Raw genomic sequence first — 11,120 nt, forward strand, 5'->3', positions numbered from 1 at the left:
GTGGTGCCCTCCGGGCTTGCGCACCTGCACCTGGGCATCCTGGGGGGCCGCGCCGGGCGCCGTGGCCGCTGGCGGCGCGTCACCCACTTCGCGCGCCAGCGTGCCGGCGGGGTGCGGGAACCAGCCCGGGTCGCTGTAGTCGCCCCGCTTCAGTCCGCGCCTGACCTTGAGCACGCTGAACATGCCACCCATCGCTATCGATCCGAAAGGCCCGTCCCCGGCCATCATGGGCGCGGTGTTCTCCGGCCCCGGCATGCTCATCTCCGTCATCTCGTGCATGCCGCTGTGGCCCATGGCCATATAGCCCGGCACCAGCTTGCGGATCTTGGCCTCCAGGTCGCTCGCATCCACACCCAGCATGGTTGGCACGTCATGTCCCATCGCGTTCATCGTGTGGTGAGCCTTGTGGCAGTGGAAGGCCCAGTCGCCTTCCTCGTCGGCGATGAACTCGATCTGGCGCATCTGGCCGACCGCGATGTCGGTTGTCACTTCGGGCCAGCGCGCCGTGCGTGGCACCGGGCCGCCGTCGGTGCCGGTGACCTCGAACTCATGACCATGGATGTGCATGGGATGGTTGGTCATCGTCAAGTTGCCGATGCGGATGCGCACGCGGTCGCCCTGGCGCGCGACGAGCGGCGCGATACCCGGAAAGATGCGGCTGTTCCAGCTCCACAGGTTGAAGTCCAGCATGGTCATGACCTTCGGTGTCGCACTGCCGGGCTCGATGTCATAGGCATTGAGCAGGAAGGCGTAGTCGCGGTCCACGTCGGCGATCTGCGGGTGCTTCGCCTTGGGATGCGTGATCCACAGGCCCATCATGCCCATGGCCATCTGCACCATCTCGTCGGCATGCGGGTGGTACATGAAGGTGCCGGGGCGGCGGGCGATGAACTCGTAGACCCAGGTCTTGCCGGGTGGGATGGGAGGCTGCGTGAGGCCCGTGACACCGTCCATGCCGTTGGGCAGGCGCTGGCCGTGCCAGTGCATGCTGGTGGCCTCGGGCAGGCGGTTGGTCACGTAGATGCGCACGCGGTCGCCCTCGACGACCTCGATKGTCGGCCCGGGGCTCTGGCCGTTGTAGCCCCACAGGCGTGCGGTGAAGCCCGGCGCCATCTCGCGCACGACGGGTTCGGCGACGAGATGGAATTCCTTGACGCCGGCGTTCATGCGCCATGGCGCCGTCCAGCCGTTCAGCGTGACGACGGGGTTGTAGGGGCGGCCATTGCGTGGAACCAGCGGCGCTTGCGTGTCGGGCGAGGTCTGGATGACGGGTTCTGGCAGGGCCGCGAGCGCCACGGTGGACACCGCGGCCAGCGAGGTGCCAGCGAGCAGGGAGCGTCGATTGAGCATGGGATCCTCGGGATTCAGTGGGTTGCCGCGGCGGGGGCTGCGGCGGCCTGGGGCAGGGCTGGCGCGACACGACCGACAAGGGCCTGGTCGAGGTCGGCCTGGGCGACCCAGAAATCGCGCAGCGCCTCCTGTGTGGCGCTGACGGCGGCGACCTGGGCGCGAGCATCGGCCAGCAGCTCGAAGACGCCGATCAGCATGGCGTTGTAGCGCAGCAGCTGTTCGCTGGAGACGCGCTGGGCCAGCGGCAGCAGTTCGTCCCGGTGCTGGCGGGCGACATCGAAGGCGCTGCGGTAGAGGCCGTACGCCTCGCGGGCCTCGGAGCGGGCCTGGATGGCTGTATCCGCGGCCACATGTGCGGCTTCGCGGGCCAGCGCCTCAGCCTTCGGTTGGGGGCCGGGGCCGAAGAGCGGCAGCTCCAGCGCCACCTCCCAGCCGCGCTGGGTAGGCTGTTCGTTGGACGAGTTGCGTACCGTGCCCAGCTCCAGCATCGACACCCAGCGCGTCATTCGAGCAAGGTCAAGCTGGCGCGCGGATTGCTCCAGAGTCAGCCGCGCCGCCTGCACGTCCAGGCGCTGGGCCAGGGCTTGCGCTTCGATGCCGGCTTGCTCTCGCGGCGTGGTTGGTAGGTCGGGCAGGCGCTCCGGCAGGCGCAGTGCGCTGCCGTCCTCCAGGCTCAGCAGGCGCACGAGGCGTTCGCGTGCGGCGAGCCGCTGGGCCTCGGTGCGTGCCAAGGCGAGTCGGGCGTCGGCCTCGAAGCCTTGTTCGCGGGCCCGCGCCAAGGCATTGAAGTTGCCGGCGACCTGCATGCGGCGTGCGAGTTCCGCGCCGGCCTCGGCGGCTTCCCGCACCTGGCGGCGGTAGGCCAGGGCCTCCTCGGCCGCGACGGCGCGTACCCAGGCGCGGCGCGTGTCGGCGGCCAGGGCCAGCGTGTCGGCGGCGGCCTGCTGCTGCTCAGCCTGCAGGCGGCGCTGCTCGGCGGCGCGCACCAGCGGCAGGGTCAGCAGGCGCGCAAGGTCGATATGCCAGCCGCGCTCCAGTTCCACCTCGCTGCCACGCGTCAGGCGGCTGAAGCGAAAGCCTGGGTTGGGCAGGCGGCCGGCCGCATCGACGTCGGCAGCGGTGACACCAAGGCGTGCCAGCCGGGCCTGCAACCCGTGATTGTTCTGCAGCGCGAGCTGCACGGCGGCATCCGCCGTCAGCGGTTCTCGCAGTCGCTCGTCAATCTGGTGAGCAGAGGGCAGGGTGGCCGACAGTGGCTGGGCGGTGTGTGGCTCGGTCAGCCTGGAGACGGGGGCGATGCTGTCGGGGGGCGCGGTGGCGCAGCCAGTCAGCGCGGTCAGCAGCGCGAGCCCGCAGGTGCGGGCGAAGGGCAGGGGATGCATGCAGGGCCTCTCGGGGCGGTGCGAAGACGCCCGCCGCGCTTGGCAGCGGTGGGAACAGCGGAGAAGAGAAGCTCAGCCCCTGGGAGGCGGGTCGGGCAGTGGCGGCACGACGCCAGCCCAACGCTCGGCCGGCGCCTGGGCGACGCGCAGGGCCGGTGCGGCAGGCGGCGTGTCCAGCGTCAGCACGGGCGGCGGCGCGGCCGCCAGGCAACAGGGCGCGCAGAGCTTGCAGGGCTTGGCCGCGTGGTTGTGGGCATCGCCATGCATGCTCTGGTGGTCATGGCCGGCGTGTTGCTCTTGCATGGGCACCGGTGCCGGCTCACAGCCCAGTTGGCCGGCCGCGAGCAGGCTGCGCAGGGGCAGCAGCACGAGCAGCAGGCAGAGCAGGACGAAGCGACCGACGCGATGCATCTGCGGCACTTTACTACCCGTGCTGCTGAAGCCAGGCCCGCGGCGACGTGCCCGCATGCCGCTGCGCGAACAGCCGGCTCAGGGCCGAGGCATTCGCATAGCCCAGCTCGGCCGCCAGCGTCTTCAAGGACTTGCCGGCGCGCAGTTCGGCGCGGACGATGGCCAGGCGCCAGTCGGCGAGATAGCCGGCGGGCGTCTGGCCCAGGGCGTCGCGAAACGCCTCGGCAAAGCGGCTGCGCGACATGCCAGCCTCGGTCGCCATGGCTGCCAGGCTCCAGGCCTCGCCCGGCCGGGCATGCAGGGCCGTTAGCGCCCGGGCCAGGCGCGCGTCCGCCAGGCCGCGCATCAGGCCCAAGGGCAGGGCCGCGTCGCGCTGGTCCAGCATCCAGCGCAGCAGTTGCAGCAGCAGCACCTCGAACAACCGGTCTGCCAGCAGGCGTTGACCACAGCGCACGTGCTCCGATTCGCCGAACAGCAGCTTCAGCGTCGCGTCAATGCCCTCCACCTGCGCCAGCGGGAGCACGACCAGCGGCGGCAGCGCCTGCACGAGTGGGTGGCCGGCCTCGAAGTCCAGGGTTGCGCAGACGAAGTCCGAGCCCTCGGTCGGCGCGTTGTGGAAGTCGTGCGCCAGCGGGCGCGGGTAGAAGACCAGGCTGGGTTCGCGCACCCACAGGCGTTCGATGAGGCCGGTCGCACGGGCATGCCTCACCTCCATCTCGCCATTGCGCATCACATGCAGGAAACCGCGGCCGGGCCCTGCATCGAAGTGGGTCACGCCGCACAGCGGCCCGGCGTGGAAAAGGCTGGCGCGCACGCGAAAGCGCTCGAACAGCGGGCTCAGGCGGTCCAGTGGCGGGCTGTCAGTCACGGTACGAATGGGTTGAATTATTGGATGAAATGATACCTATCGTTCCTGCCTGGCAACGACAGTGGAGGCCTTCATCCACTGCCCTCGAAAGGCGACACCATGACCTCCCGCGTTCCCCTTGTCTCTGCCACCGACACCCCCGCCGCAGCCCGCGCGACGCTGGACGCGATCCACGGCGCCTTTGGCGCGACGCCGAACATGTTCCGCGCGGCGGCGAATTCGCCTGCGGCGCTGCAGGCCATGTGGTCCTTCTTTGGCGCTCTTGGTGGCGGGGCCATCCCGGCCAAGCTTGGTGAGCAGATCGCTGTCGCCGTGGCCGACCGCAATGCCTGCGAGTACTGCCTGGCCGCGCATACCGCCCTGGGCCGCAAGGCCGGCGCGACGCCTGCCGAGATGAACGCGGCCCAGGCTGGTGAGTCGGCCGACCCGGCGACGGCGGTGGCGCTGCGCTTCGCGCTCCAACTCGTCGAGCAGCGCGGCCAGGTGGGTGATGCCGATGTGGCAGCCGTGCGCGCGGCGGGGTTTGGCGACGGCCAGATCGTCGAGATCCTGGCTCACGTGGCGCTGAACCTGTTCACCAACTACGTGAACGTCGCGTTTGCGGTGCCGGTGGATTTCCCGAGCGTGAAGCTGCGCTCGGCTGTCTGATCGAGAGGCGATGATGGCGCAGATGAAAACCGCCCTGGCCCTGCGCCATCTCGCCTTCGAGGACCTCGGTCTCATCGAGCCCGTGCTGCTTTCACGCGGTTTCGATGTCCGCTATCACGAGGCCGGCGTCGACGACTTCGCTGCCGTTGATCTTGATGCAATCGATCTGCTCGTCGTGCTTGGCGGGCCGATCAGCGTGGAAGACGAGGAACGTTTCCCCTGGCTGGTCGACGAGGTCGGGCTGATCCGCCAACGACTGGACTCACGCCTGCCGCTGCTCGGCATCTGCCTGGGCGCGCAGCTGATGGCCCGAGCCCTGGGCGCGCGCGTGAAGCCGATGGGCGTCAAGGAGATCGGCTTTGCGCCGCTGACCATGACGGCGGCGGGGCAGGGCACGGCGTTGGTCGAGCTGGGCGATCAACCCATGTTGCACTGGCACGGCGATCAGTTCGAGTTGCCGGCCGGGATGGTGTCACTGGCGGCGACGACCGTCTGCCCTCACCAGGCGTTCGCGCCGCACAACCGGGCCCTGGGCCTGCAGTTCCACCCCGAGGTCGCGCCCGAGCGCTTCGAGCAATGGCTGATCGGCCATATCGACGAGCTGGCGCAGGCCGGCATCACGCCGAATGAACTTCGCGCCGCGATGTCGCGCGAATCTGAAGGATTGCGAGCCGCCCTGAAGCGGCTGATGGACCGCTGGTTAGACCAGGCCCTGCTTTGACGCCAGCACCGCCGCTTCCGCACGGCTGGACACGTTGAGCTTCTTGTAGATGCTCTTGATGTGGTCGTTGACGGTGAACCACTTGATGCCCATCAGGTTCGCGATCTCCTTGATCGTGAAGCCCTTGCTCAGATAGGTCAGCACTTCGCTCTCGCGCGGCGTCAGGCGTTCCCATTCGGGCGGCGGGTCCAGGGCGACGCTGCGGCTGTTGGAAAAGCCCGCGTGCGAGGACGACAGTGAGCCGAAGCCCGAGTTCAGCGGCATGGTGCCGCTGTCACTGGAGCCGGGACGGAAGTGAGACAGCAGGCGGCGTGCGATGGCGGGTGACAGCGGCGGCTGGCCGCGCACGATGCGCTGCAGCTCCTCCACCAGCACCTCGAAGCGGTCTTCCTTCAGCAGATAGCCGTCGGCACCGCACTGCAAGGCCGGGAAGAGGTGGTCGTCGTCCGAATACAGCGTCGTGACGATCTTGATGGCCGGAGATCCCGCCAGCTCGGTCAGGAACTCCATGCCGTTGCCGTCGGGCAGTTCCAGGTCGACGAGGATGAGCTTGAAGCTGATCTCCGGGTTGCCACCTGAAAGCTTGGCCACCTGGCGGCGGGCGTTCTCAAGGTCACCGACTTCGGTGAGCTCCATCGCGTCGCTGAAGCTCTCTCGCACCACGCGGCACAGGAAACTGCGGGCAACGGGGTTGTCTTCGATGATGAGAACTTTGACGGTCATGGCGCGTGGCGGGCAGCGGCTGTCGATTCGACCGTCGAGAATGTAGCGCACCGCCCCCTAGAAGCTCCGGTGGATCGCCCTAGTCCAAGCCCCCGGTTCAGGCTTCACGAATTGGTAAGAACTAACTTGCCGACCACCTCGCGGGCCGCCATGCGCGCGAAGGCGGCAGGCAACTCCTCCATCGGCAGCACCCGGTCCAGCACCGGCTTGATCTTGCCCGCGGCGTACCAGGCCGCCAACTCTCCCAGCATCGTGGCGTTATGCCCAGGCTCGCGTTTGGCGAATTCGCCCCAGAACACGCCGACCAGGGACGCGCCCTTGAGCAGCGCCAGGTTCAGCGGCAGCGCCGGAATCTGGCCCTGCGCAAAACCGATGACGAGGTAGCGGCCGCGCCAGGCGATGGAGCGGAAGGCCGCTTCGGCCAGGTCGCCGCCAACGGGGTCGTAGATGACGTCGGGCCCCTTGCCTTCGGTCAGGGCCTTCAATTCATCACGCAGGTTCTGCGTTGCGTAGTTGATGGTCGCGTCGGCGCCAAGGGCCTTGCAGGCCAGGCATTTGGCATCGCTGCCCGCCGCGGCGATGACCCGCGCCCCGGCGGCCTTGGCGATCTGGATGGCGGCCGTGCCGACGCCACCCGCCGCGCCCAGGATGAGCACGGTCTCGCCGGGCTTCAGAGCTGCGCGGTCCACCAGCGCGTGGTGGCTCGTGGCACAGGTACAGATGAAGGCCGCGGCGTCCTCGAAACTGAAAGCTTCGGGCAGCGGCATGGCCAGCACGGCCGGGATGCAGACCTCGGTGGCAAAGCCACCCAGGCCGCCAAAGGCCGCGACGCGCTGGCCCACGGCAAAGCCCTTGACGCCTTCGCCCACCTCGGTGACCACGCCCGAGAACTCCGTGCCTGGCACAAAGGGCAGGGGCGGCTTCATCTGGTACTTGTTCTGCACGATGAGCAGGTCAGGAAAGTTCAGGCTGGCGGCGTGGATAGCCACGCGGATCTGGCCCGCTGGCAGAGCGGGAGCGGGCAGTTCACGCCATTGCAGCGCCTCGACGCCCACCGGGTTCTCGCAGAGCCATGCCTTCATCGTCGTCTCCAGATTTCGTGAATTGGCGATGATAGGAATCAAGGTGGTTACACCCGGTCTCGCAGGTGACGCTCTCCCTACAATTGGCCCCATGCGCATCCTGATTTCCAACGACGACGGTTACCTCGCACCGGGCCTCGCGGCCCTGGTAAAAGCCTGCGAAGGCCTGGGCGAGATCGAAGTCATCGCCCCCGAGCAGAACGCCAGCGGCACGTCCAACTCGCTGACGCTGAACCGGCCGCTGAATGTCCACCGCGCCGCCAACGGTTTCCGCTATGTCAGCGGCACGCCATCCGACGGTGTCCATCTCGCCCTGACCGGTCTGCTCGGCTACCGGCCCGACCTGGTGCTCTCGGGCATCAACAACGGCGCCAACATGGGAGACGACACGCTGTATTCCGGCACCGTCGCCGCCGCCACCGAGGGCTATCTGTTCGGCATCCCGTCCATCGCCTTCTCGCAGGCCGAGAAGGGCTGGGTCGAGCTGGAGGCCGCGGCCCGCGTGGCGCGCAGCGTCGTCGAGCAGGTCATTGCCGGGGGCTTAAGCCAGGGCTTCCTGCTCAACGTCAACATCCCCAACCGGGCCGATGCCGACACCCTGCCGCGCAAGATCACGCGCCTGGGCCGGCGCCATGCCAGCGAAGGCATCATCGAGCAGATCAACCCGCGCGGCGAGACCATCTACTGGATCGGCCCGGCCGGGGACGCCCGGGACGCCGGCGAGGGCACGGACTTCCACGCCACCGCCAACGGCCAGGTGTCGATCACGCCGCTGCAGGTGGACCTGACCGAACATTCGTCTCTCGGTGCCTGGGCGCAGCGCCTCGGTCTCTGAATGTCTACACCCAAGCGCTTCCCGGCCAGCCTGAAGTCGGCCACGTCACCGCAGCGTGAACTGCTGATGCCGCAGCGCCATCTGCATCAGGCCACGCGGGACGCGGCCCGGCTGGCGCGCCCCAGCGGCACCGGGCTGGACAGCGGCGCCGTGCGCCAGCGCATGGTGGACCGGCTGCGCGCCGAGGGGARGTTCGACGAGCATGTGCTCGCCGCGATGGCCACCGTGCCGCGCCATGAATTCGTCGACAGCGCCTTGGCTGCCCAGGCCTATGAAGATACGGCCCTGCCCATCGGCCACGGCCAGACCATTTCCAAGCCCTCGGTGGTCGCCCACATGCTGGGCCTGCTGATGGCCGGCGCTGGTGCGCGTCAGCGCGGGTCGCTGGGCCGTGTGCTGGAAATCGGCACGGGTTGCGGCTACCAAGCAGCCGTCATCGCGCTGCTGGCGCGACAGCTCACCTCCATCGAGCGCCTGCAGGGTCTGCACGACAAGGCCAAAGTCAATCTGCAGCGCGTGGGGCTGCCGCGCGTGCCGCGCCTCATCTGGGGCGATGGCCGCCTGGGCCACGCAGCCAGCGGGCCTTTCGACTGCATCATCGCTGCGGCGGGCGGCGAGGACATTCCCGCCGCCTGGACCGAGCAACTCGCCCCTGGCGGACGCCTCATCGCCCCGACGGCGGCCAGCGGCCGCGGCCAGGTGCTGGTGGTGCTCGACCATGTCGTCGAGGCGGGCGTCRGCCGCTGGGTGCGCAACGAGCATGAAGCCGTGCTGTTCGTCCCCTTAAAATCCGGCGTCCTCTGACGGGGCCGTCGGCGCACCGCGCCACACAATCGGGTCGGCCTTCCAACGTGCTCTAGCCACACGATGCCCTCAAGCCTGCGCCTTTTATTCACTGCCATCACCACCTCGCTGCTGCTCAGCGCCTGCGGCACGTCGTTGCATCGTGCCGCACCGGTCGAGGACCGCAACCCGCAGCCCGCCACGGCCGCGGTGGTGCCGGCGCCCGCCGCGTCGGCGGCTTCCGCGCCCGATGCCAAGCCGCCGCTGCCGGGTGCTGAGAACGCCGGCAAAGCCGGTTACTACACCGTCAAGCCGGGTGACGCGCTGATCCGCATCGCGCTGGACAATGGCCAGAGCTGGCGTGACGTGGCCAAATGGAACAGCCTGGAGAACCCCAACCGCATCGAGGTGGGGCAGGTGCTGCGCGTCGTGCCTCCAGGTGTCGACCCCAGCGCCGTGACGGCCAAGCCCATCGCCAGCACGGCCAAGGTCGAGTCGCGGCCGCTGGACGCCAAGCCGCCGGTCGCTGCCGCGAGTGCGCCGACGGCTTCGTCCACCAGTACGCCCACACCGGCCGCATCGGAAGACGACAGCATGGCCTGGGGTTGGCCGGTCGCACAATCCATCAGCGCCGGCTTCGACGAGCAGCGCAACAAGGGTCTGGACTTTGCAGGCAAGCCGGGTGACCCGGTGCTGGCTGTCGCCGATGGACGCGTTGTTTACGCTGGTTCGGGGTTGCGCGGCTACGGCAACTTGGTCATCATCAAGCACAACAGCACCTACCTGACAGCGTATGCCCACAACCGGGCCATGCTGGTCGAGCAGGACCAAACCGTACGCAAGGGTCAGAGGATTGCCGAGATGGGTTCCACCGAGAGCGATACCGTCAAGTTGCACTTTGAAGTGCGCAAGCTCGGCAAGCCTGTCGATCCGGCCAAGCTGCTGCCGCCGCGCTGAGAAGCCGGCCAGCCAACAGTCATGCATCGGGCCAGCGATCACGTCATGAAACGCGCTGCGCCCAAGCTCAATGGACATGGTGGCAATGGCAGCGAGCCGGCTGTCATGTTGTCGGCGCTGAACGGGGGCAGCGGTGATGCCGAGCCGGTTTCAGACGTCAGCGAAGAAGACGGCCGGGCACTGCGCAATGGCGGCGACGAGGTCGAGCTCGGCAACGCGCTGCAGGCCTATCTGCGCGACATCCGCCGCACGCCGCTGCTGACGCCTCAGCAGGAATTCGACACGGCCGTTGCGGCGCGYGCGGGTGATTTCGATGCGCGCCAAGCCATGATCGAGCACAACCTGCGCCTGGTCGTCAGCATCGCCAAGAACTACCTCGGCCGAGGCCTGCCGATGAGCGATCTCATCGAGGAGGGCAATCTCGGCCTGATGCACGCCATCGGCAAGTTCGAGCCCGAGCGCGGGTTCCGTTTCTCCACCTACTCGAGCTGGTGGATACGCCAGAGCATCGAGCGCGCGCTGATGCACCAGGCCCGCTTGGTGCGGCTGCCGGTGCACATCGTGCGCGAGCTCAACCAGGTGCTGAAGGCGCGCCGCGCGCTGGAGGCCCTGCAGAGCGCCAATGGCTCCGAAGGCCGCGTGCGCGCCGAGGACGTGGCCCAAGCGCTGGGCCGGCCGGTCGACGAGGTGGCCGAGCTGTTGGCCTATGCCGAGCTGCCGAGTTCGCTGGATTCGCCGGTGGACCGCAACGGCGAGGGCGGCGAGTCCATGCTGGATCTGGTGGCCGACGACCAGGCTATCGACCCGATGGGCCTGCGCCTGTCGCACGAGGTCGAGGAGTTGCTGCAGCACGGGCTGGCCAGCCTCAACGACCGTGAGCGCGAGGTGCTGTCGGGCCGCTACGGCCTGTCGGACCGCGAACCGGAGACGCTGGACGTGCTGGCCATCCGCCTCAAGCTGACGCGCGAGCGCATCCGCCAGATCCAGATCGAGGCGCTGGCCAAGCTCAAGCGCAACATGATGCGCCACGGCGTGGATCGGGACTCGATCTTCTAGAGCCCTCGACGGCACCTCGGATAATCCGGGGATGAATCAGACGACGGAATGGCTCAAGGTCGAAAGTATCGAACTTGAGGCGCAGGGCGTGGCGCACAACGCCGAGGGCAAGGTGGTCTTCATCGACGGTGCCTTGCCGGGTGAGATCGTGAAGGCGCAGATCTCGCGCCGCAAGAACAACTGGGAGCAAGGCCAGCTCACCGAAATCAAGAAGGAAAGCTCGCTGCGCGTGACGCCGGGCTGCCCGCACTYCGGCCTGCACGCCGGCGCCTGCGGCGGCTGCAAGATGCAGCATCTGCAGGCC

13 protein-coding genes are annotated in these 11,120 nt (G+C 68.4%); 7 read left to right on the forward strand and 6 right to left on the reverse strand.

What is annotated here, in order from left to right:
* The 4 genes from AC1DU6_RS10455 to AC1DU6_RS10470 form a co-directional block, all read right to left on the reverse strand.
* The coding region (locus AC1DU6_RS10455) for a multicopper oxidase family protein (RefSeq protein ID WP_477857059.1) at nucleotides 1-1,350 on the reverse strand (1,350 nt) is incomplete at its 3' end.
* Between the two features lie 14 nt (nucleotides 1,351-1,364).
* Nucleotides 1,365-2,732: a TolC family protein gene (locus tag AC1DU6_RS10460; protein ID WP_477857060.1), complete on the reverse strand. Its 1,368-nt coding sequence runs from the start codon at nucleotides 2,730-2,732 to the stop codon at nucleotides 1,365-1,367.
* 72 nt (nucleotides 2,733-2,804) lie between these two features.
* Complete coding sequence (locus AC1DU6_RS10465; protein ID WP_457323274.1) at nucleotides 2,805-3,143, reverse strand: hypothetical protein; 339 nt, start codon at nucleotides 3,141-3,143, stop codon at nucleotides 2,805-2,807.
* 13 nt (nucleotides 3,144-3,156) lie between these two features.
* On the reverse strand, nucleotides 3,157-4,011 hold the full coding sequence (locus AC1DU6_RS10470; protein ID WP_457323275.1) for an AraC family transcriptional regulator: 855 nt from the start codon (nucleotides 4,009-4,011) through the stop codon (nucleotides 3,157-3,159).
* A 99-nt stretch (nucleotides 4,012-4,110) separates the two neighbouring features.
* Between AC1DU6_RS10470 and AC1DU6_RS10475 the strand changes: the two genes are divergently transcribed.
* Both AC1DU6_RS10475 and AC1DU6_RS10480 read left to right on the forward strand, forming a co-directional pair.
* Nucleotides 4,111-4,659, forward strand: a complete 549-nt coding sequence (locus AC1DU6_RS10475; protein ID WP_056195406.1) for a carboxymuconolactone decarboxylase family protein — start codon at nucleotides 4,111-4,113, stop codon at nucleotides 4,657-4,659.
* A gap of 22 nt (nucleotides 4,660-4,681) precedes the next feature.
* On the forward strand, nucleotides 4,682-5,380 hold the full coding sequence (locus AC1DU6_RS10480) for a glutamine amidotransferase (protein WP_056197162.1): 699 nt from the start codon (nucleotides 4,682-4,684) through the stop codon (nucleotides 5,378-5,380).
* Here the strand turns inward: AC1DU6_RS10480 and AC1DU6_RS10485 are convergent.
* Both AC1DU6_RS10485 and AC1DU6_RS10490 read right to left on the reverse strand, forming a co-directional pair.
* Nucleotides 5,360-6,103, reverse strand: coding sequence for a LuxR C-terminal-related transcriptional regulator (locus tag AC1DU6_RS10485; protein ID WP_056195409.1), 744 nt, complete (start codon nucleotides 6,101-6,103; stop codon nucleotides 5,360-5,362). The two genes, AC1DU6_RS10480 and AC1DU6_RS10485, sit on opposite strands and share 21 nt — an antisense overlap.
* Nucleotides 6,104-6,207: 104 nt before the next feature.
* Nucleotides 6,208-7,185 carry an NADPH:quinone oxidoreductase family protein gene (locus AC1DU6_RS10490; protein WP_477857064.1) on the reverse strand — a complete coding sequence of 326 codons (978 nt, stop codon included), beginning with the start codon at nucleotides 7,183-7,185 and terminating at the stop codon, nucleotides 6,208-6,210.
* A 91-nt stretch (nucleotides 7,186-7,276) separates the two neighbouring features.
* Here AC1DU6_RS10490 and surE point away from each other — a divergent pair, with 91 nt between their 5' ends.
* The 5 genes from surE to AC1DU6_RS10515 form a co-directional block, all read left to right on the forward strand.
* Nucleotides 7,277-8,020, forward strand: coding sequence for a 5'/3'-nucleotidase SurE (surE, locus tag AC1DU6_RS10495; protein ID WP_056195417.1), 744 nt, complete (start codon nucleotides 7,277-7,279; stop codon nucleotides 8,018-8,020).
* Complete coding sequence (locus AC1DU6_RS10500) at nucleotides 8,021-8,824, forward strand: protein-L-isoaspartate(D-aspartate) O-methyltransferase (RefSeq protein ID WP_477857066.1); 804 nt, start codon at nucleotides 8,021-8,023, stop codon at nucleotides 8,822-8,824.
* Between the two features lie 63 nt (nucleotides 8,825-8,887).
* Nucleotides 8,888-9,760 (forward strand): peptidoglycan DD-metalloendopeptidase family protein, encoded by an 873-nt coding sequence (locus AC1DU6_RS10505; RefSeq protein WP_477857068.1) that lies wholly within the window; start codon nucleotides 8,888-8,890, stop codon nucleotides 9,758-9,760.
* 45 nt (nucleotides 9,761-9,805) lie between these two features.
* Nucleotides 9,806-10,816: an RNA polymerase sigma factor RpoS gene (gene rpoS / locus AC1DU6_RS10510; RefSeq protein WP_457324657.1), complete on the forward strand. Its 1,011-nt coding sequence runs from the start codon at nucleotides 9,806-9,808 to the stop codon at nucleotides 10,814-10,816.
* A 31-nt stretch (nucleotides 10,817-10,847) separates the two neighbouring features.
* Nucleotides 10,848-11,120: TRAM domain-containing protein (locus AC1DU6_RS10515; RefSeq protein ID WP_477857070.1), on the forward strand; the 273-nt coding region annotated here is incomplete at its 3' end.

The organism is Roseateles sp. P5_B10 (assembly GCF_056400485.1).

Bases quoted from the DNA above. Each gene is read 5' to 3' on its own strand.
- AC1DU6_RS10460 (WP_477857060.1), bottom strand. From the start codon at position 2,732: ATGCATCCCCTGCCCTTCGCCCGCACCTGCGGGCTCGCGCTGCTGACC.
- AC1DU6_RS10465 (WP_457323274.1), bottom strand. From the start codon at position 3,143: ATGCATCGCGTCGGTCGCTTCGTCCTGCTCTGCCTGCTGCTCGTGCTG.
- AC1DU6_RS10475 (WP_056195406.1), top strand. From the start codon at position 4,111: ATGACCTCCCGCGTTCCCCTTGTCTCTGCCACCGACACCCCCGCCGCA.
- AC1DU6_RS10480 (WP_056197162.1), top strand. From the start codon at position 4,682: ATGAAAACCGCCCTGGCCCTGCGCCATCTCGCCTTCGAGGACCTCGGT.
- AC1DU6_RS10485 (WP_056195409.1), bottom strand. From the start codon at position 6,103: ATGACCGTCAAAGTTCTCATCATCGAAGACAACCCCGTTGCCCGCAGT.
- AC1DU6_RS10490 (WP_477857064.1), bottom strand. From the start codon at position 7,185: ATGAAGGCATGGCTCTGCGAGAACCCGGTGGGCGTCGAGGCGCTGCAA.
- surE (WP_056195417.1), top strand. From the start codon at position 7,277: ATGCGCATCCTGATTTCCAACGACGACGGTTACCTCGCACCGGGCCTC.
- AC1DU6_RS10505 (WP_477857068.1), top strand. From the start codon at position 8,888: ATGCCCTCAAGCCTGCGCCTTTTATTCACTGCCATCACCACCTCGCTG.